At 68.4% G+C, this 24,702-nt stretch carries 21 protein-coding genes; 11 read left to right on the top strand and 10 right to left on the bottom strand.

Translation table 11 applies throughout. From position 1 onward, the window contains the following. The 5 genes from ACZ6S6_RS33105 to tpg (ACZ6S6_RS33125) all read right to left on the bottom strand — a co-directional run. The coding region (locus tag ACZ6S6_RS33105; RefSeq protein ID WP_469708588.1) for a hypothetical protein at positions 1-2,442 on the bottom strand (2,442 nt) is incomplete at its 3' end. A gap of 419 nt (positions 2,443-2,861) precedes the next feature. Continuing rightward, positions 2,862-3,116 (bottom strand): hypothetical protein, encoded by a 255-nt coding sequence (locus ACZ6S6_RS33110; protein WP_469708589.1) that lies wholly within the window; start codon positions 3,114-3,116, stop codon positions 2,862-2,864. Beyond that, the gene (locus ACZ6S6_RS33115) at positions 3,116-3,352 is read right to left on the bottom strand and encodes a hypothetical protein (RefSeq protein WP_362453826.1); all 237 of its coding nucleotides are present in this window, start codon (positions 3,350-3,352) and stop codon (positions 3,116-3,118) included. Before ACZ6S6_RS33115 ends, ACZ6S6_RS33110 begins: the two co-directional genes overlap by 1 nt. Before the next feature lie 309 nt (positions 3,353-3,661). After that, the gene (locus tag ACZ6S6_RS33120; RefSeq protein WP_469708591.1) at positions 3,662-4,432 is read right to left on the bottom strand and encodes a hypothetical protein; all 771 of its coding nucleotides are present in this window, start codon (positions 4,430-4,432) and stop codon (positions 3,662-3,664) included. Positions 4,433-4,536: 104 nt separating this feature from the next. Then, positions 4,537-5,127 (bottom strand): telomere-protecting terminal protein Tpg, encoded by a 591-nt coding sequence (tpg, locus tag ACZ6S6_RS33125; RefSeq protein ID WP_469708593.1) that lies wholly within the window; start codon positions 5,125-5,127, stop codon positions 4,537-4,539. Between the two features lie 182 nt (positions 5,128-5,309). Here tpg (ACZ6S6_RS33125) and ACZ6S6_RS33130 point away from each other — a divergent pair, with 182 nt between their 5' ends. The 3 genes from ACZ6S6_RS33130 to ACZ6S6_RS33140 all read left to right on the top strand — a co-directional run bounded on the left by ACZ6S6_RS33130 (position 5,310) and on the right by ACZ6S6_RS33140 (position 7,792). Beyond that, positions 5,310-5,597 carry a DUF6300 family protein gene (locus tag ACZ6S6_RS33130; RefSeq protein WP_469708595.1) on the top strand — a complete coding sequence of 96 codons (288 nt, stop codon included), beginning with the start codon at positions 5,310-5,312 and terminating at the stop codon, positions 5,595-5,597. 46 nt (positions 5,598-5,643) lie between these two features. Beyond that, the gene (locus ACZ6S6_RS33135) at positions 5,644-6,960 is read left to right on the top strand and encodes an endonuclease domain-containing protein (protein ID WP_469708596.1); all 1,317 of its coding nucleotides are present in this window, start codon (positions 5,644-5,646) and stop codon (positions 6,958-6,960) included. Between the two features lie 433 nt (positions 6,961-7,393). Further along, positions 7,394-7,792, top strand: a complete 399-nt coding sequence (locus tag ACZ6S6_RS33140) for a hypothetical protein (protein ID WP_469708598.1) — start codon at positions 7,394-7,396, stop codon at positions 7,790-7,792. 47 nt (positions 7,793-7,839) lie between these two features. On the opposite strand, the gene ACZ6S6_RS33145 is transcribed toward ACZ6S6_RS33140, so the two are convergent. Continuing rightward, positions 7,840-9,120, bottom strand: a complete 1,281-nt coding sequence (locus tag ACZ6S6_RS33145; RefSeq protein ID WP_469708600.1) for a hypothetical protein — start codon at positions 9,118-9,120, stop codon at positions 7,840-7,842. 9 nt (positions 9,121-9,129) lie between these two features. Beyond that, the gene (locus ACZ6S6_RS33150) at positions 9,130-11,163 is read right to left on the bottom strand and encodes a DEAD/DEAH box helicase family protein (protein WP_469708602.1); all 2,034 of its coding nucleotides are present in this window, start codon (positions 11,161-11,163) and stop codon (positions 9,130-9,132) included. A 715-nt stretch (positions 11,164-11,878) separates the two neighbouring features. Here ACZ6S6_RS33150 and ACZ6S6_RS33155 point away from each other — a divergent pair. After that, positions 11,879-13,258, top strand: a complete 1,380-nt coding sequence (locus ACZ6S6_RS33155) for a hypothetical protein (protein ID WP_469708604.1) — start codon at positions 11,879-11,881, stop codon at positions 13,256-13,258. Here ACZ6S6_RS33155 and ACZ6S6_RS33160 read toward each other — a convergent pair. Further along, a complete protein-coding gene (locus ACZ6S6_RS33160; protein WP_469708606.1) occupies positions 13,255-13,968 on the bottom strand; it encodes a TIGR02391 family protein in 714 nt (237 codons plus the stop codon). The genes ACZ6S6_RS33155 and ACZ6S6_RS33160 overlap by 4 nt on opposite strands. 256 nt (positions 13,969-14,224) lie before the next feature. Here ACZ6S6_RS33160 and ACZ6S6_RS33165 point away from each other — a divergent pair, with 256 nt between their 5' ends. From ACZ6S6_RS33165 to ACZ6S6_RS33195, 7 genes are all read left to right on the top strand, one after another. Then, the gene (locus ACZ6S6_RS33165; protein ID WP_469708608.1) at positions 14,225-15,370 is read left to right on the top strand and encodes an SMI1/KNR4 family protein; all 1,146 of its coding nucleotides are present in this window, start codon (positions 14,225-14,227) and stop codon (positions 15,368-15,370) included. Positions 15,371-15,500: 130 nt separating this feature from the next. Beyond that, positions 15,501-16,346: a TnsA-like heteromeric transposase endonuclease subunit gene (locus ACZ6S6_RS33170; RefSeq protein ID WP_469708610.1), complete on the top strand. Its 846-nt coding sequence runs from the start codon at positions 15,501-15,503 to the stop codon at positions 16,344-16,346. Further along, complete coding sequence (locus ACZ6S6_RS33175) at positions 16,336-18,381, top strand: transposase (protein WP_469708612.1); 2,046 nt, start codon at positions 16,336-16,338, stop codon at positions 18,379-18,381. Before ACZ6S6_RS33170 ends, ACZ6S6_RS33175 begins: the two co-directional genes overlap by 11 nt. Next, entirely contained in the window at positions 18,378-19,220 is an 843-nt protein-coding gene (locus tag ACZ6S6_RS33180; protein ID WP_469708613.1) for a TniB family NTP-binding protein, read from the top strand. The genes ACZ6S6_RS33175 and ACZ6S6_RS33180 overlap by 4 nt, the downstream gene beginning before the upstream one ends. 107 nt (positions 19,221-19,327) lie before the next feature. Beyond that, positions 19,328-19,633, top strand: coding sequence for a hypothetical protein (locus ACZ6S6_RS33185; protein WP_469708615.1), 306 nt, complete (start codon positions 19,328-19,330; stop codon positions 19,631-19,633). After that, positions 19,630-20,958: a TniQ family protein gene (locus tag ACZ6S6_RS33190; protein WP_469708617.1), complete on the top strand. Its 1,329-nt coding sequence runs from the start codon at positions 19,630-19,632 to the stop codon at positions 20,956-20,958. The genes ACZ6S6_RS33185 and ACZ6S6_RS33190 overlap by 4 nt, the downstream gene beginning before the upstream one ends. Next, a complete protein-coding gene (locus ACZ6S6_RS33195) occupies positions 20,882-21,481 on the top strand; it encodes a hypothetical protein (protein WP_469708619.1) in 600 nt (199 codons plus the stop codon). The genes ACZ6S6_RS33190 and ACZ6S6_RS33195 overlap by 77 nt, the downstream gene beginning before the upstream one ends. Positions 21,482-21,546: 65 nt before the next feature. On the opposite strand, the gene tpg (ACZ6S6_RS33200) is transcribed toward ACZ6S6_RS33195, so the two are convergent. Next, positions 21,547-22,104, bottom strand: a complete 558-nt coding sequence (tpg, locus tag ACZ6S6_RS33200) for a telomere-protecting terminal protein Tpg (protein ID WP_469708621.1) — start codon at positions 22,102-22,104, stop codon at positions 21,547-21,549. A gap of 12 nt (positions 22,105-22,116) precedes the next feature. Continuing rightward, positions 22,117-24,339 (bottom strand): telomere-associated protein Tap, encoded by a 2,223-nt coding sequence (gene tap, locus ACZ6S6_RS33205; protein WP_469708623.1) that lies wholly within the window; start codon positions 24,337-24,339, stop codon positions 22,117-22,119. Positions 24,340-24,702: the final 363 nt, after the last annotated feature.

A 24,702-nucleotide genomic window follows, 5' to 3' on the forward strand; every position in this document is an offset into this window, starting at 1 on the left:
CAGCTCGGCGACGGCGTACGGGTCGTCGAGGGAGGCTCGCGCGGCGGCCCGCTCCGCCAGTGCGGCGGCCTGTTCGTCCGCCCCGGCCTCCCGCAGCGCGTTCAGCAGCCGGGCGATGGCGTCCAGGGTGTCGAGGGAGGCTTGCGCGGCGGGAGTGCGGGCCAGCAGTGCGGCGGTCTGTTCGTCCGCCCCGGCCTCCCGCAGCACCTTCAGCAGCTCGGCGACGGCGTACGGGTCGTCGAGGGAGGCTCGCGCGGCGGCCCGCTCCGCCAGTGCGGCGGCCTGTTCGTCCGCCCCGGCCTCCCGCAGCACCTCAAGTAGCCACGCGGCGTGCGGGTTGACCTGCGTGGCGGCCCGCTCCGCCAGCAAGGTGACCTGTTCGTCCGCCCCGGCCTCGCGCAGCGCCTTCAGCAGTTGGGCGATGGCGTGCGGGCTGTCGAACGTGGCGTGCGCGGCGGGGGCGCGGGCCAGCAGTGCGACGGTCTGTTCGTCCGCCCCGGCCTCCCGCAGCACCTCCAGCAGCCAGACGACGGCGTACGGGTCGTCGAGGGGGGCGTGCGTGGCGGCCCGCTCCGCCAGTGCGGCGGCCTGTTCGTCCACCCCGGCCTCCCACAGCGCCTCCAGCAGCAGGGCGGCGGCGCCCGGGCCGTCGAGGGGGGCGTGCGTGGCGGCCCGCTCCGCCAGTGCGGCGGCCTGTTCGTCCGCCCCGGCCTCCCGCAGCGCCTCCAGCAGCCCGGCGACGGCGGCCGGGTCATCGAGGGAGGCGTGCGCGGCGGCCCATTGGGCAGGGCGGTGGTCGATGGGGTGGAAGGTGTGAAGGTGTTCGATAAGGATTTCTGCGGTGTGCGTGTCGCCATGGGTAGTGGCCCTTTTGTGGAGTTGAGCGGAGTCGCGGTACAGACCGCGGTCCCAGGCAGCCCGGCCGAGTGCGGCCAGGTCGGTGGGGTGGGCATGGCGAGCAGCCGCCTGCCAGAAATTGATCGGCGGAATGAGTTCGGCGCGCTCGTGGCGGCCGTGCTGGTCGAGGTAGTCGGTGAGCATGTAGTGCGGCCCCTGCGGTAGATGGCCGGGCCGGCGGGTGCGCTGGTTGCGGGTGTCGCTGGGGTCGATGCAGGTGAGGATGCCGGGGATGCCGTTGCAGCGGGTGATGGCGTATTTGAGGGCCTGGTCTTGCCAGTCGGTGTCGAGAGTGTGGTATTCGGTGTCGGTGAGGTAGCCGGTGGTGGCGTCGATGAGCCAGTCGTGAGGGATATGAAGGCCGGCGCCCAGGCGGCGGGCGTCCATGGCGGCGTGGATGAGAGCCAGAGTGGCTCCCCTCGCTGCGTGGTAGCGCTCCATCAGGTAGGGGACTCCGGCCAGGTACTGGGTGATCTGTGCATCGTCTGCGCGCTCGGCGGCTGCCTTCAGCCGGGGATCGGCACTGTTGGCGGCGTCGAGTGCGGCCATATCTGCCGGGGTGAAAGCGTTCGGTACGTCGATCTTGTGCTCGCTCAGCAGACCCCGGGCAACGGCGTGCCGGTCAAGGTCGGTGCGGCCCGTCAGGGTGTCCCAGTGTTTGGGCCACAAGGTGCCCAGGACAAGCACCGGGGCCCGTGACGGATCGTGCAGCAACTCCCGCAGCCCCGCCGCGACCTGTTCACCGAGCGGATCCGCGCCCAGGTAGTGCTGAGCCTCGTTGAGCCACACCACCGTATACGGGGCAACGTCCGGCAGCGCGGCTAGGAGCGCCTCCGGAGCCGTGGGACTGAGGGGATGCCACAGCCGCCAACCGTCCGGCAACCCCCTCACCGCCTCCCACAGAGCACGGGTCTTGCCCGTGGACGAGTCCCCGACCAGAACCGCGATTCCGCTGCGCCTTATCCTCGTGTCGTCGACCACCCTCCCAAGGCGGACGTCGTCGACCACCCTCCCAAGGCGGGCGTCGTGCTCCCGCCGGATGTAGGCGGGCAGGACACTGAACCCGTCGTGAGCGCCATCGGTGTCCAATGCCGGATGGATCCCCAGGCCGTCGTCCAGGAGGAGCCGTTCAGCGTTCCGGAAGTCGCTGACCGGGCGCCCCACGCCCTGCGCCATCCGCGCTCGCCCCCACAGCTCACACACCCGCCCGGTCAGGGCCGGCGCATCCCAGACGGCCCGGCGGGCAAGAACCGTGGCAATGGCGGCCACATCGGCCCGCTTGGGCGGCATGGACGCTTTGGTGAGGATGCGGTGGACCGTGTCCCGGCTCGGCGCCCCGGCCAGCTTGTCGTCGGCGGCGACGGCCCCGGCGATGTCATCCAGGCTGGGGGCATCAGCCGCCACGTACACCTCGTACAGCAACTCCTTAAGCTCTCTCAGCGCCGGCGGCCACCCCACGGGCTCCCGCGTCAGCTGCTTCAGCGGCTGCGGCCGCTTCGAGTTCTCCTTCAGGCCGGACCGGCCATCCACGTTGTCGCCACTCATCGCACCATCCTCCCCGATCCCGTACCCCGCGTGGCGTGAACAGCGGTAATGGCAAACCCCGTTGACGGCACATCGCAACTTGGAGTCGATCTCTCCTGGGGTCTCAGGGTGGACAGCAAGCCGGCCGGCTGCCTCGCCCACTCACCACACTTCCCGTGGAGGACCTCATGTCCCGCACGCGTTTGACCCGCCGTGAACGCCTGGCCCTGGTCGGAGCAGTCCTGCGCGGTGCCGTCTCCGGCACCCTTCGCTCCCTCACCACCTGGCTCCTGGAGCACCTCGTCTGAGCCCCGAATCCGGACCACAGGGCGCTGGGCCGGGGCCGCTGAACCATAGGACCCCGGCCCAGCGCCCACACACATGCCTCATGTGGCTGAACCCGAACCAACCCCTTGAGCTGCTAAAAACACCCAACAACACTAGATAATGATCTTCTGAAGCACCGAAACCCAGTACAAGATCCTGACGCGTTCGACGTCGTCGGCGTACTCGCGCAGCTGGGGGCCGGCGGCGGTTCCGGGGAGCGGCTGGCCGACCTCGGGGTTGACGGAGACGACGACCAGGGCGCGGTCCAGGGCGTGGATGTCCGCCTCGGTGGTGATGCTCTCCAGCTGCTTCGCGGCGGAGTCGGAGAACGTGATCCGGGCGCGGCGCGGGCTGTGCGGTGTGGGCATCAGGCGACGGCCGGGCGCTGGGCTGCGAGGCGGGTGAGGTGTGCCTCGCGCAGTTCCTCCCATGGGGTGCACTGCTCGGGGTCGGGCAGGCCGTTGGTGGCGATGTCCTCCAGGACGGCGGCGAACCGGTCCGCGTCGGCGCGGGTCTTGGCCGCGTACGCGCGCACCGCGTCGGCGGCCGCGGGCTCCAGCTGCCGGGCGGCGGTGTCGGCGGGGGTGGCCGGCTGTTCGCTCATCGAGGGCTCCAGAGGGCGGAACTGGCGGTGTCTCACCACGGTATCGCCGGGCAGGCGGGCCCGGGAGCACTCCGCCGGAACCCGGGCCGTAACTACGCTCCGTACTACTCACGAGTGCGCGGGATGTTCCATCTTGAGTGTCACGCTCCACCCCCGAAAACGGCCTCTGGAGACCTCTACCGCTCCAAGAAACGGACAAAAGGGGGCAGAATCAGGGCGGCGTAACACGTAAGATCTGACATCGCGCAGGAGCGTGACAGTCACTTTCTGTCAGCGTGACACTGGTCGGAACGGGCCGGTCTGGTGAGGTCAGTTCGCCTCGGAGCGGGTGCGGGCGAGGAAGTCGGCGAGGGCGCCGGCGGCTTCGGGCTCCGTGGTGGCGAGCCGGGCCGCGAACGCCAGCTGGTCGACGCCGACGCCCGGGGCGAGGTGGGAGAGCTCGGTGAGCAGCGCGGCGTGGGCGAGTAGCGGGGGCGTCAGGAGACCGGTGGCTTCCTCGTGGGCGGCCGGGTCGCGGTAGTGCCCGAGGTGCGCGGCCAGGGCGTGGGCGAGCCAGGCGTCGACGTCGGCCTGGACGTAGCCGCCGGCTCGCCGGGTGAGTTCGTCGCGTACGGCTTCGTCACCGTGCCGGGGCTCGGTCTGCCCCAGGGTGCCGAGCTCGCGCAGCGCCTGGAGTTTGTCGGCGCGGGCCGCGATCCGCTGGGCTTCGCGCAGCTCGGCTTCCCGGGCGTCGGCGGCCGCGGCGTCGGCGGCGAGTTCGGCCCGGACGACGTCGTCGACGTCCGGTTCGTAGACGGTGCCCGGCGCCGCGGCGGCGAGCAGCTGATCGATGCGTTCCCACTCCGCGAGCTCCGCCGGGCCACGGGCGTCGTCGGCCAGGTCCTCGTGCCGGGAACCCTGCCGGGCGTCGAACCGGGCGACCTCGAGGGCGGCCGCGACGGCACCCGCGTCCATGCCCTTCGCCCGGCGCCGTACGACGCGGCGGCCGATGCGGGCGGGGTCGACCGGTTCGCGGAACGCGGCGAGCCGCGGGGCGAGCGGTCGGCGGGTGGTCTCACCGGGCGGCCAGAACCGTGTCATCTTCGGTCTCGCATTCATCGTGTGGATTCGGGAGCGGGCCGCCGCCAGAGCGCCGCACGGCGGCCCACCAGATTGTTTTATAGCAGGCGTGGAATTCGGCCGGGTTAGAACCGGAAGGAAATTGAGGACACGGACGTGAAATCCGCGCGCAGTCCGTCGGCCCGTGTGCCCCATTCCGTGAAATACGACTCGGTGATGGCCTCCGCGACGATCGGATGCAGATCTTCCTCCGTCGCACCGGCCTCCTGGAGCTCCAGGAGCTGCTTCACGTAGGTGGGCGAGATGTCCGTGGTGATCTGCCGCTCGCGGCCATCGTCCGAGCTGCCGGTGCACGTGAACCCGAAGTACGCCGTCACCTCCACCATCATCCCTCTGGACGTGGACGCCGCCGCGCGCGCCTGTGCCCTGACCTGCGGTTGCCACTCGGATTCCGTCTTCTCCACCAATGCGGCTTGGAGGCGTTTCTGCGGAGCCGTCAGCTTCCCGGCCCGGTAGCGCTCCACTGTGCGGCGTGAGACGCCCAGGCGCTCCGCCAGGGCCTTGGTCGACCCCTTCACCCGCGTGAGGAGGAATTTCACCTGTGCATTTGCGGATTTCGGCGCGGGCCGGGTGAAGACCTTCCGCTCCGCCCGCGCGAGGGCCTCCTGAACCTTGCCGTGGCGCGGGGCCGGCTGCTGCTGCTCGTGATCGCTCATGCAGATCATCAAGCCAGCGAGCGCCTGTGGACAGAGGGAGCCGTCGGCATCGGCGACGACTGCCGCGGCCGGCCGACCGTGAAGGCGGGGTCCTCCCGGGTCGCGAGGGTTGACGCGGCAGGTAACCGAGTCTTGGGTGGAGACTCACGTTATGAGCAAGGGAGCTCCATATGGACCAAGTTGTGACATCTGACCAGCTGCCGCAGTGTTCGCGCTGTCGCGGAGCCCTGCTCACCAGCATCGTGATGCCGCAGAACGATGAGCACGGACGGCCGATCCACCTGGAGCTGTGCGCGGCCTGCGACGCGGACCGGCCTGCCGCCGGGGCCCTGATCCGCTTCTTCGCCAACGGCCATGGCCGCGACACCACCCGGGCCAAGGAGGGCGCTCTGCTGGTGATGGACTGGACGAAGGAGGGCATGGCCGCCCACGGCTGGTTCTGGGAGCAGAAGCCGTCCCTCCCCGACTGACCTGCGTACAGCGGGCGTTGTCAGTGCCCACTGTCACTATCCGTTCATGCTGATTAGCCGAGAGTACGCGCGCTCTCTCTTTGCGGACCTGACACAGAACGCCATGGTGCCGCTGGATCCCGACGAGCTCGTCCACATGTCCGGCCTGGCGCAGTACGACTACGTCCTCTTCGGTGACGTGGCGGTGCGCTGCTACAAGCACAAGGGCCGCTGGGGGTATGTCGAGCGGGACATCCGCCGCGCCGGGCAGACGCTGGCGGAGCTGCGCCTGGACCTGGAGGAGCTGGCCGTGGTGCAGCTGCCCGCGTACCACGCCGTCGGGGAGAGCGATAGGGAAGAGCGGTCTCGCACCGACTGGCGACAGTGCCTGATGTCGTGGATGTGCGGCCGGGCCCGCGACAAGGCGCTGCGCGAGGGGCGCCCGTACGAGGAGTGGTGCGACAGCTACCTGCAGATCGGGGACAACGGGCTCCCCGGAGGGCTGGACTGGGAGGAGTTCGTCGCGGCGAGCAACCGCTACCGGCACACGCGGAACATGGGCGGCACCCGCCTGCTGGAGTTGCTGACCTGGTTCGGGAAGCAGTGGCTCCTGCCCCGGGCCTACATCGAGCTCCTGGACCGCTGGGCGCAACGCGAGGAAGAACTGGTCGACCAGGCCCGGGTCTGCTCCTCCTGCGGCCTCAAGGGCCCCTGGTGGGGCGGCTGGCGGTCATCCATCAGCAAGGGCTACGTGACCCGGTGCCCGCCATGCTCCGGAGCCGCCTTCCAGTCCTACACTGGCCACCTGCGCGGAGTGCAGTACGACTCGGCCCGCCGACGTGGCACTCGCCCCGACGATTACCTGTGCCACCTGTGCAAAGAACGCCAGGCGGCGGTCTGGGACCACTGCCACGAACACGGCCACGTCCGGGCCCCGCTCTGCGGCGGCTGCAACAACCGCGAGTGCAAGAGCCTCCCCTACCGCTTCCTCCAGACCGGCGGCACCCAGCACCTCCTGGAATGCCAAGGATGCCTGGACCACCGCACCCTGCCACCCAGGTTCCGCCTGGACGTCGTCCGCGCCCACCTCGAGGAGACCGAGCAGCACGGACGCTGCCACACACAGCCGTACGCCGAACTCAAGCAGCAGCACGCTAACGGCGGCGGTCAGTTCCAGATGACGTGCCGCTGGCACTCATCCAGCCGCTGGACGAAGGACGTCACGGCCCCCGAGACGACCGAGCTCGTGCGGGCGTACGTCGACGCAGCTCTTGCCGCGGAGGGAGGCCCGCCCTCACCAGGAGCGGCCGTCGGGCGGACTCGGGGCGCTAGCCGCGAGAGCCTGCGCTGCCAGTTCGGCCATGGTGGACCCGGCGGTGCGTAGGCTCGCCACCCACCTCCACCGCGACGGCGAGTTCCTTGAGCAGCTGCGTCCAGTCCATGCCCGGCACAACGCCAGCACCGGAGGAGGGTGACGGGCGGTCGTCCTGCTCTTCCCGGCCCGCGACTCCCACCTCCTGGCCGTCGCTAACGCCTGGGTTCCTTCGACGCGGGTGACAAACGCGACGAGCGCACTGGCGGCTTCGGGCTCGGTGGTGGCGATCCGGGCCGTGAACGCCAGCTCGTCGGGTACGGCGAGCAGCGCGGCGTGCGCGAAGGGCCGGCGGCGTCAGGAAGGCCTGCTGACCGATCCTGCTGAACCCGTGCCTTCGGCGGGAACGGCGGAGGATCATCAGGGCATGCCTTAAGGGGGCATCTCTGGGGAGGGGAAGCACATGAGGAGACCGTGGGTCCGACGTTCGATAGGTGAGGGCCGGTTGCACGCCTGGATGCCGTACGCGGGCGGTTCGAACCGAAATTGGATTCTTTCCGAACTGGGCGACCGCATTCGTCCTATCTGGAACCCGGATGTTGAGCCGAAACGGTGGGAGATAGCCCAGCCCCATCTACGCACGCTCGTCGAGGCGATGGCCGACAAATTCGGAGTGATCGACGTCCGCCTGCAATTCTCAACCCGCCAGAGGTGCGACAAGAGGTGCCAGGACGCACAGGGCGACGACTGCATCTGCCGCTGCATGGGAGAGAACCATGGGGGCGCGGCGTACTGGCGGGGGTGGATTCAGGTCGGCGACACCACGCTGGTGAGTGACCCTGAAGTGTGCGAGCGGCACTACATCGTGCGGCGCGGTGACGTTTTCGCGGACCGACATGCCTGACGGCTGTTCCCACACATGGTGTGGGAACAGCCGTCGATAGCCCGCTTCTACTCGTGACGGGCGATACTCGCTACGAGATCATTCACGACTTTCTGCAGCGCGCTGATCTCCTCACGAAGCCCGTCGTCTACCACGTCCGGCAGACTGGCCGGATCGATGGCCGCGATACTTCTGCGCGTGGCCTTGAGCGCGGTCTGAAACCGTGCTCGCTGTTCCGTCGCGTGCGCTTCCGGATCAGCCTCCACCACCTGCTTCACGAGCTCCTGCACCAGGTCGTATGCGCTCGTCACCAGGTCAGAATCGGTAGGAGCGTCCGCAACGGATGCAAGCTGTTCGCTTACCTGTGCCCTGATCTGCTCCGGCAACTCGATCAGCTGCCCGGAGGCTGCTTGCGCCTTACCCTCCTCGGCAACTGCCCGGACGTACTCAAGGTGCTCAGACCGCCGCTCCTCCATAGTCAGGGCCTTGAGCGCGGTGCGCGCCGCATCCGCTGTCCTGGGGTCGGCGAGGATGGCAGCACGGAGCGCTGTGGGGTTCTCAGCGACCTCCAAGGCCTTGGTCGGCCTGATACCTTCCGCCTCTGCCGCAGCACTGATCAACGCACCTCGGTCTGTAGAAGCACTCCGGCGGCTGCTGTAGTACAAGGTCCAGTCTTCGGCCGGCGGTAGCTCGACGGGCTCATGCCCGGGGAAGAGCTGATCGGCGCTGTGGACTACAGCACCAGCTGCATGCGCTGCTTCCCACGCCTTGTAGTAACGCAGGACCCGATCGGCACTCGTCCCTGCCCGCCGGGCGAACTCGTTGGCAGAGATCTTCGCCTTGGCCGCCCTCCCCTCACCCTGCGCCGTCGAACCTGAAGACTGTGGGCGCACCTGGCACACGACAAAGAACGCCAGCCACCAACTGCCCGACTTGTCCAACGCAGCCCAGGCTTGGATATCGCGGTCACGCTGCTGCTCCGAGTATCCGGTGACGCCGTCCTGGGCCAGCAGCCTGCGGACCTCGGAGCGCATGGCGTCCATCTTCGAGCGGAACTCAGTAGCCGCCTCATGGGGGTGCTGCATCTGTAGAAGGACGTGGACGTCCTCGACGCGCTGCCCGAGGCCAAAAGGTGGCTTCGCCTCGATGAACTCCGCGAATGAGGCGAACGGGTCTGAGGAGCTGACCCCGGAAGGGATCTGTCGCCAGGTCTCGTCAGCCACCACGGCGGCTAGCAGTTCAAGGAACCCGCCGGGTGTGCCGCCGTCGCGCTCCGCAGCGTTCCGGAGCCTGTAGACACGCTCCTGCTCGGGTGTGAGCTGCGAGTTCGAATCTACGCGTACGGACATGTTGCCCTCCTATTTCAGGGCTAGCGCGGCCTTGAGCCGCTTCTCGGCGCGATCCACGGTGTTGGCCGTCTTCGCGGTGAAGCCTGCGGATTCATTGACCCTAAAGGTGGCTTTGGTTACGGCGTCCTGGTAGCCAGGAGAGCCCGGAGCCACCCCTCGGGCGTGAAGATACTTGGTGATGGCGCTCGTAGTCCTGCTCCGGACGTCCTCGATGATCTCTTTGTCCGTGCGAGGCGGCTGAGGCATCTGAACGATGAGCCCGGTGTCTTGCTCGCGGCGAGGGCCTGGCACATCCTGAGCCGGTTTGGTCCGGATTCCATAGATCTCCAAGAACTGGGCGAACTTGGTGGCGTCCTCGGCGGACTGCACCTCGACCTTGATGGACTCGATCAGCAGCAGTTCGTCCGAGTCGACGTCGGTGTCATTGCTCGCCGCGCGGACCGTAGTCGCCACTGCCGACTCCACATAGGAGAAAGCAAGCTGCCCCTTGTCTGGCGACTCCCCGACTTCTGCGGCCTCCTCGCGTTCCTTGACGCGACGGAGCCCTTCCTCCTTCTCACCGCGTAGATGCTCGAGGAACTCCTGCATCTTCGGGTCATCCGGCGCGATGATCAGGCAGGACTGCTCGCGGGGCGGCATGCCGCTCCACACTCGAAGGCCTCGGCCGACCAGCTGCATGAGATGCCCACGATCGCGGTAGTGGGTGAGGATCCCCACCACGGTGATCTCCGGGCAGTTGTACCCGATGAAGGCCATACGGACCGTGACCAGAATGTCCATCGGCAGGGAGCGGAACTCCTTCAGCGCCCGAGGAGCTTCCGTATCCGACGAGACGGCGAGGCCCACCCGCAGGCCCGGGTGACGCTCCTGAAGGTACTTCTGCACCCTCTTCGCCTCATTCTGCCCCATGCAGGAGATCAACCCACGGTAGGCGGCATTGAACTTCTGCTTGTCCCGAACCTTTGCGACCACCTGGTCGACCAGCGGCTCCCAGATCTTAGGATCCCGGAGCACATCAGCCAGGTTGTCGCCGTCGTCGGAGAGGTTGTACGTGAGCAGGGACTCCCCGCTCCCCCGGTCGGAGTCACCGAGGGTGCGCCGCGAGACCAAGCCGTCAGTGCGCGAGAGCTCGAAGGTACGGAGATAGTTCTCCGCGATGCCGTCCGCGTAGGTGGCTTCCGCATGCTTGACCAGCGGGCGCAGCCCCTTCGGGTCGCCCGGGAGGGCATCTTCGTAGTCCGCCAGCACGAGAGGCTTGTTGTCGGCCCTGTATGGGGTACCGGTCAGCAGAAGGCTGTGCAGAGCGAAGCCGTGCAGCTTTTGGATCAGGGTGCCGGCGCGTGTCCCTCCGCCGTCACCGTCTCTGTCGTCCCCGCAGAACTGCGCTTCGTCGGCGATGAGCAGGAAGCGTCCCTGATGCTTGGCAGCCCACTCTATGAAGATGGACTCGCTCGTCGCCAAGGCACTGTACGTGGCTACAAACCCGGTGCCCTTCTGTGCGGTCAGCGGCACCTCATTCGTGCGATGCCAGATCTTCCCGAAGCGTGGCGATTCGAAGAGCAGGCACAGCCCTCCGTCCTTCCGGTCTGGGGTTAGGTGCTGCCACTCGACCTCACACTGCTGTGCCAGCGCGACGCGAGGCACGAACACTGCGATGTGATCGATACGGCCCTCACGGAAGAGACGTGTCGCCAAGGACAGATAGGCCAGCGTCTTGCCTGACCCCGGGGACGCGAGCACAACCGTGCGGTCTCGGCCCGACTCAATGCCATCGATGACCTGAGTGATGACGTCGGCCTGAAACGGCCGCGGCTTGAACGTGTCCTGGAACTGCATCTCCCGCCCCTTCTTGTAGTTACACCCTGCGCACAGGGCTTGTCCGTTCTCGATCGTCGTCGGCCCACCAGAGACCCACGGGATGCGATGGTCGGCGTGCCATCCGATCCCGAGCTCCTTGCCGCAGAGCTCGCAGAGCCCATCGGCAAGTGAGAAGAGCACCTGACGCTGCTGGGAATTAAAAAAGCGCTGCGGATCAAGTTCCACGAACAGCCCCCCTCAGAACCGTTGTTGGCCGCAGCCTAGACCCGTGCACTGACAACGGCCGTTCAATCGGGAGATGTCGTCGCATACGCGGATGACGTGCTCGCACCAGGGAGACGAGCTGGCACGGGAGAGCGTCGGAAAGCCCGAAGCGCCCCAGTCCTCCTCGACGCATCCCCCTCCCCCGGGTAGTGCAACCATTGTTCTACGGGGCTTGTCCTCATCGTCATGACAGTCGATCGGAGATCGCCGTCTGCGCCGGGCGACCGGGAGCTGCGGTTGTGGAGGGTCGGCCGGGCGCTGCAGTGTTCTCTGGTGGCGAGGTGAGCTTCGTCAACGCGGAGTTTTTGGGTGGCGACGTGAGCTTCGTCAACGCGAGGTTCTTCGGTGGCCACGTTCACTTCGATGCAACCACTGGTCCTGTGCCAGGGGGCTTCTTGAGGCAGTCGGCACCCCAACGCGAGCCAAGATCCGCCTCCGCCCCGGCTGGCTTCCTACTACGGCATAATGGGGGACTTTCCCAATTGCGGGAGTCCCCCGATTTTTGGCGGCGGATCTCAGCGCACGGATGCCCGAGGGAGCGGTCAGGGCACATCGCCTTCCCAGACTCAGGGGCCGGAGGTGCTCGATGTTCGTGAACCGGACCTCGTCCAGGCTCCCGGCTTCGGCGGTTCGGAAAAGCACAGCACCGGAACGCAGTGATCGCCACACTTGCACGATGAGCCTGTTCCACGCCGACTCCTACAGCCCCGACGACATGGTGATGCACCCTCGCCATCAGGCGATGCAGCCGGTCCTGGTCCAGCTCATCCAACAGCTCCGCGCCTGCGAGACGGTGGAGGCCGGGGCCGATTTTCAACGGAACCTGCTCACGCGCCTGCTGGAGGTGGAGAAGGATCGCTGGGAGTTCAAGCGTGCCGTCACCCGGATGCGCAACGGCAAGCAGCCGCACCGGGAGGTCCCGGAGCTCCAGTCAGACCGTGACCCCGCAGACATCGCTACCTGGCGTTTCGAGCACGACGTGTGCGAGCGGCTGGCTCGCCAGTTGCGTTCGGTTGGTGACGCGCTGGCCTGGCGGGTCTTCGGCTTCCATCGTCCGTTCATCCTCGCTCTGTGCCGCAATCAGTCGCCCGGGCCGATGTACGGCAAGGCGGGCCTGGCAGCAGAACTCGAACACTTCGAGAGGGCCTGCAAGGAGGATGGCGCTTTCGCGCTCCTGCACGACCTGACCAACTGCTTGCGCATCGGCGACATGACGGTATGGGACGGTGTGCACCCGCCTCGCACGCAAGAGATCAAGACCAACCCGAAGAACAGCAGGGGCGCGCAGCTACGGCGAATCAACCAGGCCCGCGCGGCGGTGCTGGACGGCGGCCCGCTGCCTGGGGAGAACGCCTCGGAACTCCTCTACGACCTGGACCTGCCGCTGCGCACCCACCTGGACGTGCTGCGCGACGCCCTGGAGCGGGCCGCAGCCGACGGCATCTACGCCACGCCGGTGTCCGGCAGCCGGGCCCTGTTTGTCGTCGACCAGTACGCATGCGCCCAGCAAGGCATGTCTTCCGAGCAGTTCAACGAGCATCATCAGCATGTCGTCGACGGTGCTTTGCAACAGGCTGGGATCGCGGCCGGCCGGGAGGACTACAACATCCACGTCACCAGCCTGGACAGCACGGCCCGCGACCCGCTGCGGGTGCCCTGGGCGAACTACCCGCTGGATCCGGTGGCCTGCGCCCGGCTGATCGGTGACTACACGGTGGCGACCGTGGAGACCTCCGGTCCGGTACTGGCCCGCCTGCTCCAGGCCACTGGCCTGGACGCGCGCTGGGTCCGCCCGCCGGGCAATGCGGACCTCCAGCAGGGTGAGGTCATCATGGAGATCCACCAGCAGGAACGCTTGCGGTCCGTGGCACTGCCGGGCGGTCTGACGATGACGCCGGGATGGACGCTGCAGATGCGCCGGTCCGAGTTGGACCGCTATCTGATGGAGCTCCTGCAACCAGGCTCGTGGGCTGCGGGCATCAAGCACGTCCTTGCCGCACGTCAGGTCGGGCGGCCGTGGCCGCACTACCGTAACGAGCACGAGATCTGGGTCTAGGCGGCGCGCTCCACAGTGCACTGCTCGATCCAGCGGGCCAGGACGCTCAGGGTCGCCAGGTGCTCCAGCGCTTCCTGTTCGGTCCAGGTCACCTCATCCTCGTGAGCGGCAACGTTGCGCAGGGCGAGGAAGGCGCCGGCCGCGAGGTACTTGGCGCCGTCCTGGCGGGCGCGCCAGGTCGGTGTGTTGCGGTCGCCGTCGAATCGAAGGCGTGGTTTGCCTGGGACGGGGTCCTTCATGTCGAAGGCCTGCATGCACAAGTCCGTCTCGCCGATGTCGTGGCGTTCCAGCTTCTGCTGGAGTCGGCGGTTGATGGTGCCGGCTGCAGTTAGGACGGCGTCCTGCCGGGCGTCTGCGCCCCACAGCGGGGCGGCCGGCTCCCACACCCAAGGGTGGAACTGGTCGGCGGGCAGGGTGGGTGCATTCGGTACGAGACGGGCGGCCCATTCGTCCATGTCGGCCAGAATGCCCAGGCCCCGGTGAACCTCATGGCGGGCCATGGCTTCGCCCGCCATCTGATCAAGGTTGATCTTTTCGGCAAGCTGCGGGTCCAGGAGCCGCAGGATCTGCTTGACCGTTGGCTCGGCGCGGTGCAGCTGCTCATACAGCGCGCGGTCACCTATGTAGTCGCCCGGCCTTGTACTGCTTTCGTAGCGCAGGGTCAGTTCAGTAAACGCCTCAAGCTGCTGTCGCATCCAGTCTCGGTCCACGGCCGCATTCTAGGAGCGGAGTCTGACAACCGGCTCGGCAAAGCTAGGAGCAGCAGCAAGGGCCCGAACCCGTAAGTGTGACTGAGCGCTTCACTTGGCGAGTGAGCGCGTGAGTCGGTGACCGAACATCCGGTGTCGACGGCTTGGTGAGCCGGGACAAGGGGCCACTCGAATTTGCTGGCCTGAACGCCAACACGGCGGACAAGACCGATGAGCGACGATCAAGCTGTCAGTGGCGGACTTTAGGGTCAGCCCTATGACAGCAGACCTAGTCCAGGCCTCATGGACTCGCATCGACGCGTGGCTGCGCGAGCACGCGCCCCGCACTTTCGCCACGCTACGGCCGCCCGCAGGGGACGACGAGATCGCGGCAGCGCAAGAGAAACTCGGTGTCGCCTTTCCTCCGGACCTGGTCGCTTCCCTTCTCCGACACAACGGGGCGCTGGAGGGACCTGAGACCTTCCGGTTCAGCTCGGGCGACCGGCTGCTCGGGGTGAGCGGAATCTTCGGGGACACCGGGTTCATGCGCGGCATCGACCAAGGTATCGACGGGGAGGCCGAGGGCTACTGGCTTCACGGCTACGTGAAGTTCGGTTCGTACGACGTGACGTCGGACGGCCTTCTGGTGGACTGCCGTACTGGGCGGGACTCCTTCGGCGCGGTCGGGCGGTTCTTCGACGAGACCGGCACCAGTTTCGGGGAGGCCGACTCGCTGGGCGAGTATCTGGCCCAAGAGGCCGACCAGCTTGAGCGCGGCCAGGACGCCGGTATCGTCACGTTCAACGGCCGGCTGTTCCGGGAAGCGCCTCTGCTTGCCAGGCCGAAGTACAGTGCCGACGAGCCCCTTCCCGCACCGGATGAGCAGCTGCCAGAGCTGGACCTGTCCCACAGGCCCACCGACCTCCTCCACGTGAGCTACCTGGACGGACACGAGGAACTCGGTGCACTGATCGCGACCCTGCCGTACGAACAGGTCGTTGAGGCCGCGCAAAAGCAACTGCGCAGACTGGCGGTCGAAACAGGCCTGAACAACTACCCGGAGGTCGAGGCAGCACTGAACGCGTGGGAGCGCGGTGAGGCCCCTCCACGGCCGGACCAGACCGATCCGCTCGCCCTGCGCCTGCGCGCGGTGCTTGCGCAGGCTGACACCGGCCGAGACCGCGCTCTCAGGTGGGCCGCGGAGAAGATAGCCCTTGGGATCTGGGGGTCCCCCTACAGGTCCGTGTGCGGGAGCGCGGAGATCCGGAGTCGCTTCACTGTCGACTGGCGTGCGGATCTGCATGCGGACCTGGGCAATCCGCCACTGCCACCGATACCTGACGACCGGTTCTGGGGAGCTTTGAGCAACCCCGCTATCGACTCCAGTTGGTACGCAGCTCAGTACGCGCAAGACCGGAGCTGACCCCAGGGTTTTCCCTTCCGCGTGAGCACTTCGTCTGGCGAGTTGAGCAGGGTACCGGTACGGCCCAGTTGTTGATGTTGGTTTGGACCTTTCCCCGCGTACGGCGTCTGCTCTGCGGTGTGCTCTCGCCATGGGCGACGTACAGGTTGTCGAGGTTCAGGCAGGTCCGGTGTGGTCCCATGCCTGCCGCCTTGACGACCTTGTGCTGCCGTACGCGCTGCCCGACCGTGCCACCGAGTGCCTGGATCTGGGGCCGGGCTGGCCGCGTACGTGGACGGTGACGTGGAAGGTCGCGAAGTCCGACGTCATCGTCCCGGTGAAGGACCTTTCGGCCGGGCCGGCGATGGCGTCGGCGCCGGTGCGGCGGTTCTCCTGGAGGACGGGCCAGCGTCACCGGCCCGGGCTGGAGTGCCTGGTTTCGACCGGCCGGCAGCACGGTTTCGAGAGTCTGGCCGAGCGCTGGCTGCTGCTGGTCCTGGACTTCGTCGGCGGATTCGACGAGGTGCTGTCGCAGCCGTTCCGTCTGCGGTTCTCCTCCTCGGAGGGCAAGGGCTTGCACATTCCGGACTTCCTCGTGCTCGCGGCGGGGGCCTCGTGGCTGGTGGACGTGCGTCCGGGGGGCTTGATCGGCGAGGAGGACGAGGTGCGGTTCGCGGCGGCCGCGCAGGTGGCGGCCGCTGCGGGCTGGCGCTACATGGTGGTGACCGGCTGGCGTCGGCAGGTGCTGACGGGGATCGACGCGTTGTCGGTGCGGCGCCGCCCGATGGCCGACCCTCTGGGGCTCGAGCCGCAGCTGATGGCAGTGGTCCGTCGGCGTCCGTGGCTGTTCGCCGAGCTGGTGGAGCAGACGCACGTTCCGGCGGTGGCCCGCACCCATGCGGTCCATCTCCTCTGGCACCGGCGGATGGCCGTCGACCTGGCCCAGCCGTTCGGTGATGAGACGTGGGTCTATCCGGTGGGAGGCCATGATGGATGACAAGCAGCAGCCCACGCGGTTCGAGGACCTGAAAGCCGATGACCAGAAGCGCCTCCGGCTGAGGGTGGCCCACTTCCTGGAGGCCGAGAGCGGCTTCCGCAGCGGCAGCCGGCACTGGCCCCAGGAGGGGGAACCCCGGCCCGAGTACGACCCGGAGCGGACCACGCTGACCGAGCGCCGGCTCGCCAAGGTGGCCGAGCTGAAGGCCCTGCACCCGGACGACGCCCGCCAGTTGGGCCTGGGGCAGATCAGCGAGCGCACGCTGCAACGCTGGTCCGCCGCCTGGCCTGATCAGGGGATCATGGGGCTGGCGGACGGCCGCCTCACCCCGGTGCTGCGGGGGCACCGCAAGATCACCTTGCAGGTCGCGGAGGCGATCCACGCGGTCCATGCCGAGTGCCTGCACCGTTCCCGGGTCGGGATGAAGACCAAGGAACGGATGATCCACCAGTTCGTGCGGGAGAAGTTCGGCACGGAGGCGGAGAAGAAGATCCCGCACTACACGACGTTGTTGAAGGTCTGGAAAGAGTGGTTCGGGCCCGAGGGGGGACGCCAGCGCTATCTCCGCTCGGCTGCGGCGGTGGACACCGGGGGCTCCACGGTGACGATCACCCGTCCCGGCCAGGTGGTCGTGCTGGACACCACGCCGTTCGCGGTGAAGCTGCGCGATGACGTGTTCGGTGAGCCGATCTCTGTCGACCTCACCCTCGCACTGGACGCGTTCACGCACTCCCTGGCCGCCTTCCGGCTCACCCCGGAATCGGACTCCTCCATCGAGGTGGCGATGCTGCTGCGGGACGTGATGCTGCCGCTGCCGATGCGGCCGGCCTGGACACCGGACATGGAGTGGCACTACCCCGGCGTCCCGTCCGCGCTGGTCACCGAGTTCGCCGGCTATCCGGTCGCCGGACGGCCGTTCTTCGCCCCGGAGACGGTGACCAGCGATCACGGGAGCGTCTACAAGAACCATCACCTGGTGCAGGTCGCCCGCACGCTGGGGACGGTGGTGCTGCCAGCGAGGGTGATGCGAGCTCAGGACAAGGCGGCTTGCGAACGCGCGTTCTCAGGGATCCAGTCGCTGCTCCTGGAGCTGTTGCTGGGCTATCGCGGACGGGACGTGGCGGACCGGGGCGCCGATCCGGAGGAGGACGCGGTCTGGACCGTGGATGAGGCAGAGCATCTGCTGGCTACCTGGATCGTGGGGATCTGGCAGAACCGCAGGCTGGACCAGTACGCGCCCGCCTGGGATCCCGGTGGGCGGCACAGCCCGAACACGCTGTTCGCGACGGCGGCCGCCCGCGACGGGATCGCTCTGCAGATCCCGGACGCGAGTCTCTACCACCGCCTTCTGCCCGCTCACTTCGTGAAGGTCCACGGCCGTCGCGGGGTCAAGATCGGCGGATTTTGGTATGGCGGTGACCATCCCGTCCTGGCCGGGCTCGGTTCGCTTCCCTCTCCACGCAGCGGCCGGCACCGCGGCAAGTGGGTCGTGCACCGCGATCCCCGTGACTGCCGGCAGGTGTTCATCGAGCTCACCAGAGAGTGGCATCCCCTGCCCTGGAACGGGCTGCCCAGGGGCGAGGACATCCTCGCGTTCTCCGACGCGCGAGTACAGCAGGTCCTGCGGGAGGCCGCCCGGGCCGGGCTGAAGCCCCGCGACGACACCGAACTACTGCCCGTCCTGCTCGACCTGATCGGCGCTCGCTCTCCGGTCGGCTCCTGGCCGAGCCAGATGACCAAGACCGAGCGGAGCGAGCGAGCCCGGGAAGTCGCCCGCGCCCGGGCCGCCGAACGCGACCGGGCGGCCCCAACGGGTCTGACGTCGCTGCCCGTCGCGCCGCGGCCGGCCGAGCTCGTCCGCCAGAACCAGCAGGCCGTCGACGCGGAACGGCGCCGCCGGCGCGAAGCCGCGGTCGACGCTCCGCTCGCCCTACCGCCCCGGCTCGGGGACGGCCTGCGTCAGCGCTCGCTGTTCATGCTGCCCGATGCCGACGACGAGCCCGACTCCCCACCAGCGCAGGAAGGACCGAAGTGACCGGCGAGAAGGAGACGCTGCCGTTCGTCCTGACCGGCCCCGCGCCGGCCCGCGACACAGCGGCCGGCTGGCAGCACTGGTGCCGCACCCGAAAGCTGTTCGTCCCGGCGCCGGTGATGGACCGCGCGGCCTTCGGCCTGCTGAGCCGGCGCAAGAAGATGCTGCACAACCTGCACCGCACGGCCACCCACGCGAACCTGCAGCTGCTGGACACCCCGATGAGCCGGACGGTGGAGAAACTCCTCAGCGGTCGCATCGAGACCAACGCGCTGAAGATCAAGCCCACCACCCGGGCCGGGGTGATGGGCTCCGGCGGCGGCTACCAGGGCAAGACCGAATGCGTCTGCGAGATCGCCGCCGCCTTCGAGGAGCGGTGGCTCGCCCTGCACGACTACCTCAACCCCGACGCCCGCCCGGGCAGCCGCGATCTGCACATCCCGGTCGCCTACGTCCAGACCCCGGTGACCGCGAAACCGAAGAGCACCTGCAAAGCGATCCTGAACTTCTTCGACGCGCCGATCGACACGCGCCCGGACCTGCCCGACCTGATCCGCCAGGTCACAGCCTCCTTGCGGGACCACGGCACCAAGGTCCTGATCCTGGACGACATCACGAGGCTTCGCATGCACCGGGCCGACGATCAGGACACCCTCGACCTGATCCGCGCGTTCATGAGCATGAACGTCACTCTGGTCCTGGTCGGCGTCGACATCCCCGGCTCCGGTCTGCTGCGCGAAGGACGCCACGAACCCGCCACCGGACAGTGGCGCCTGCCCCGTCCCGGCATGCCAAGGCTCATGGGCTGGAGGCCACCCAGACCGAACGGCGCTTCGACCTGATCGAACTGGACCGCTTCCACTACAGCACCGCACCGCAGATCTCCGCCTGGGTTTAGCACCTGCACGGAGTCCAGAGCGGTCTGCGGCTCCTGGACGCGGGCCCCGGCATGCTCACCGAAGGCACGATGCCCGAGTACCTCTACCACCGCACCAACGGTGTCGTCGGGCTCCTGGAACGGCTCATCGAAGACGGCTGCCGCGAGGCCATCGACTCCGGCCGCGAACGCCTGGACGAAGAAATCCTGGAGCACATCGCCATCGACCTGCGCGACAGCGACCGACGCGACGCCGGCGCCGGCGAAGTCCCCAACGTCCCCGAAAAGCCCGCCCCCCGCCAGCGCTCCCGCCGCGGCCGCAACACCGTCTTCGACGACCGCGGCCCCCTCGGCACAGCTCAGGAAGGCGCCCGGTGATCACGCCTCTGCCCCGGAGCCTGGACCCGCTGGCCGGAGAACTTCTGGCCAGCTACGTGATGCGGCTCGCCCACCGCCTCGACATCGCCCCGGACACCGTCCTGCGCCGCACCGGCCTGGTCGACATCCAGGCCAACACCCAGGCCGTCACCCGCACCGCCCTCTCCCTCGAGCTGCCGGCCCAGCGGATGAACGACTTCCGGACGGCCACCAGGCTCACCGAAGCCGAAGCCGCCGCTTTGACCCTTCTTCCGCTCGCACCCCGCTACCCGCCCATCGTCCACAGCCTCAACGTCGCCCGCACCGGCAAACGCATCCCCGCACTGGACTGGCTCTTCCCCGCAGCCGCCCGCTACTGCCCCGACTGCCTCGCCGGGGACGGAACCTCCCTGCAGACGGACCACGGCGGCCCATGGAAGACCGACTGGAGACTGCCCGTCGTCTTCGCGTGCTCACACCACCAGCGCTTCCTCGAACATGCCTGCCCTGACTGCCGGCAATCCATCTCCGGCCGACCCGGAGTGCTGATTCCCCGGCCGACCATCGCCGGTCTGCACCCGGCCCAGTGCAGAGCGCCCCTCGCCCACGGATCGTCCCCAGCACGACGGGCAGCCCAACTCTGCGGAGCCCGCCTGGACCGGCCACAGCCCGAACCGGGTGGGCCCTTGCCCAGCGAACTCGCCGAACTGCAGATGCAGATCACCGCCATGCTCAGCCCGGACACTCCGGCGGTCACGGCCAGCGAGTACTTCACCGACCTCCAGATGGTCAGCGGGCTCGTCATGATCACCTGGCCGAAGGCCCGCCCATCCACACCGGGCGTCGACACCCACCGCACCGACCTGGTGCTGGCGGGCCGCCAGGACCCTTCGCACTCGCTCCACGCCAGTGCACCGCCCCAGGATGCCCGCGCTTGCGCAAGCATCCTCCTCGCCGCCGACGCCATCTTGGCGGCCGCTGACCTGCGAACCGCACTGGCTCCCCTCACGCCGGTCGAAAACCGCACCCGCAGCGGCATCGAACCGAAGCGTCACCGCAGCTGGGACAGCACCTACCGCCGCTACCAGGACGAGTGCTCCGAGAGGTTCCGGAACGCCGCGGAATACCTTGTCTCCACCCACCGCAGACACGGCAGGGGCGGAAGCCGGCTGCCCCACCGCGGCCTCGACTACGGCCCCAGCACGTTCCGGCGTTCCTCCCCTGGAATGGGCCGAGGCCCACCTCGGCGCCTTCACCGAGGCCTGCAGCATGTCCGTCCTACGGCGCACCACCTCCGCTTTCCTTGCCCGGCGAGCCCTCGGAAGGACCGTCCCCGAGGCCGCTGAATTCCTCGGAATCCGACTCGCCGGACACGGCCTGGGCGGGCCCATCACCAGATGGCCCCGCCGCCAGGGCACCCCGGAAGCATACGAACGAGCCCTGGACGCGATCGCCGCAGAACTCGCCTCGTCACCGCTGATCGACTACCAGCACCGCCGCACTCTCCTCGCCGACTGGGCACTGCCACCACAGGCATGGCGCCAGATCGCCAACCAACTGGAACGCCGACCCAGCCCCCGCTACATCTCCGACGACCGAGCACGCCTCGCCGTCACCGCCTACCTCTGGACGCAAGTCACCCAAGGCGAGACCCAGTTCGCACCCAAGCCGACGGAAGCCCGAAACGACCCCGAGCTCGACGCGCCATGGAGACTGGACCGGTTCGCCATCGGACACTGGCTCCGGCAGAACAAGGTGCCCTTCTACCGACAGATGAAGCCGCTGCTCGACGCCTACGCCACCCAGCTCGCCCGAACCGTCGATGCAGCACGCTCCACTCGCCAACTCACACACTCACTCGCCAACTGAAGCGCTCAGTCACAAGAGCTGGCCCGGACCAATTGGTCCGGGCCAGCCTACTGTTCGGGGCAGCCCTACAGGTCGAACTCCAGGTGCTCGATGTCCGTAAACCGGACCTCGTCCAGGGAACCGGCGCGGCGGCCGCCGTCCTGGAAGTAGACCTCCTTGAGCGCTTCGGCCGCGATCTCCTGGAGACGGGCGTCGCTGGCACCCTGCTCCTGGGCGTCGAAGAGGCGGGCGGCGTAGATCGGGGGCAGGGCGATGGTCAGGTGCCGGATGCGGTCCTGGTCCGTCGATCCGATCGGCGCGGTGTAGCCCATGCGAGCCCGAGTATCGATGACGATGCCGCCCGTGGACGCGGCCTTCGCCTTGGCCTTGGCCCGGATCTGCGGCTGCCACCGGTTCTTCACCTCGCGCTCTATGCGCGCGGCGAGGTCGGGGCGGGGCTTCTTGATCTGGTTCTTCACGTACCGCTCGACGGTGCGCTGGGATACTCGCAGCATCTGGGCGACCGCCTTGGTGCCGCCCAACTGCTTGACCAGGTACCGCATCTGCGCACCGGCGCTCTTCGGTGCCGGGCGGGTGAACGCCTTCTGCACCGCCTTCTCCAGGCCGTCCCCGATCAGGCTCATCGTGGCCTTCTCCTACTCTCCGTTGTCGGCGGTGCTGACGGTGCCGTCCTTGATGGACCGGGCGAGGTTGAGCTCCGGGGCGTTGAACCGCTCGCGGACTTCCTCGCCCCACAGGACGGTCTGGGTACCTTCGTGCTTGACCAGGCCGGGGTTGATGCCGAGCTTGAACCCACCGGGCAGCGGCTTGCCCTCTCGGTAGGGCAGGAAGTCCAGCGGGCTCGGTCCGTTGGCCGCGTAGACGACGCAGTCGGACAGGATCGCGATCGGGTACTGCCCGGTGAACGCCGCGTGCTTGACGATCTTGCGGTGGAGGTTGATCCGGGTGCGGGAGATGACCGCCGCCCGGATGTCGGGGCGCCATGTCGGGCGCTCCAGGGCCCGCCACCGCTCGCCCGGCCGCCAGCCCTCCCCGCGCGGGCGCTCGCGCAGCTTGCCGATGCCGCCCTTGACCGTCGCCTTGATCGCCGTGATGACGATCGTCAGCTCCGGGTCGCGCTCCTTGTAGCCGTCCATCGCGGTGAGGAAGTCCTGCGGCGACAGGTCGGCGTCGACGCCGAAGTCGGCCATTGTTGCGAGGTAGGCGTCACGCAGCCGCTGGTACCAGCCGTCCAGGTAGCGGCCGTTCTCGTACCGCACCCACGCCTCGGTCGGTGTCACGTCGTAGCCGAGCTCCTGGGCGTAGGCGACGGTGGGCGTCGCGTACCAGGCCGGGCCCGTCGGGCGGTCGCCCTTCGGCGTGAACGGGGAGGGCAACAGACTGCCGTCCAGTTCCACCCACTCCTTGCCGGCCTTCACGCGGGACAGGTCGACGTGGGACAGGTCGACCAGCCACGAGCCGGGCAGCTTCGGGTCGAACACCGGGTTCTTGGCGTGCGTCGGTTCACCGAGGCCGACGTTCAGGCCGTTCGCGCCGGCGGCGAAGGCCATGTTCACGTCCAGGCCGACCAGATGGCGCAGGGTGCACTCGTCATCGGTCATCGGCCGCGCCCAGTCGTATGCCTCCTCGAACAGCTTCTCCGCCGGGCCGCGCACGTGGAAGCGCGGCAGCTCCAGCTTGTTGAGCACCGGGTGCCCGTCCGGGGCCTCGCACGGCGCGCAGTCCACCGGGTCCGTGCCCAGCGATCCGGGCGTCTTCTCGTCGGCCTGCCGCAGGACGCCGGTCTCCTCATCGCGTACGGCGTGGGTCGGCGGGTGCAGGGCGGTCATCAGCTCCAGGCTGGTGACGGCGGTGGAGCCGCGCGGCGTCATCACCCGCGACGCGTAGGCACCCAGGACGCGGGCGAGCTCCGCCGGCGGAAGGTGAGCGGCGTCGCCCCAGAACCGGGGGTCCAGTGCGTTCCACGACGGGATGCACAGCTGCACGCACTGGCGGTCCGAGCCCTTGGCCGGACGGTAGATCCTCGCCCACGGCCCGAACCCGCGCTTCGTCAACTTCCAGTCCGCGCGGATCAGCTGCTTGACGACCTTGTGGCCCTCCGGGATCCGCCCGGCGTCCTTCTCCTTCTCCGTGAACGAGAGGGGCAGGCCGTAGCGCTCCAGGGCGGCTTCGGTGAGTACGAGCAGCGGGTCGGCCGGCCTTCCCGGGCCGGACAGCTTCGGCTGACCCAGCTTCGCCTCCTTCAGGGTCCAGTCCACCAGGGACGGCAGGGACTTGGCGGGCACGTCCAGGACCAGGCCGCCGACGCAGTACGCCAGCACCTTCCCGTCCTCGACATCGACGACTGCCAGCGGCCCGTTCTCGAACCGCTGGTCCATCTCGCCCGCCGGAGTCGCGGCCGGGGCCGCCTTCTTCGCACCCGGCCGACGCGACGTCGGCCTGGTGGTGCTCGCCGGGCGGAGCGCGGCGGCCGGAGCAGCGGCGACGGGAGCATGGGCAGTGGTCTGGGTGTTCTCGGTTGTAGTCATGACCGCAGCCTCAGACGCCGGACCTGTGGACAGCGGACGGGTTTCCGCCGGGGCCGGGGTGCCGGTGAACGTGGCGGGCACCGGGGCCGGGTAGAGCTCCGCGAGCTGCTTGAGCAGTCGCGCGTACGCCTCGCGTTCCGGGCCGCGCGGCTCGGTCGGCTTCTTGGTCGACTCCCAGGCGGACACCGTGGCCCGGCGCACCTGGAGAGCGCCGGCGACGTCGTCCAGCGTCAGGCCGTGTGCGACCCGCAGCCGCTTACGCTCCTCCGCCGACGGCAGGGCAGAGCGGGACGCGACCAGCGCGTCGACCGCATCGAACATCTCGGACATGGAACACCTCCTGACCCACACTCTACCCCATGAACCGTAAGATTCACGTACTTTGACCGTACGAATACCGTACGGACTCGATTTCGGGAGACGCGCGGCGGAACATGCCGATGGGGGCGGCCCCGGTGCGGGACCGCCCCCATCGGTGTTCACCGGTTCACCGGGTGCGCGGTAGCGTCATCCGGGCGTGGAGCAGGGTGCTGCCGGTGAGCTCGGTGCCTTGTTTGTGGCGACGTCTGGAGCCGCTCCTGCCGACGGGTAACCACCGCTTCGGTCGTGAAGGCAGTGACTGGGCCGATCCGACTTCCACGCTCCCCTGTCCGGTCTCAGTGACGGTGGCGGTCTGGCAGGTCTGTGCCCCGG

This window comes from Streptomyces sp. NPDC048671 (assembly GCF_055587045.1).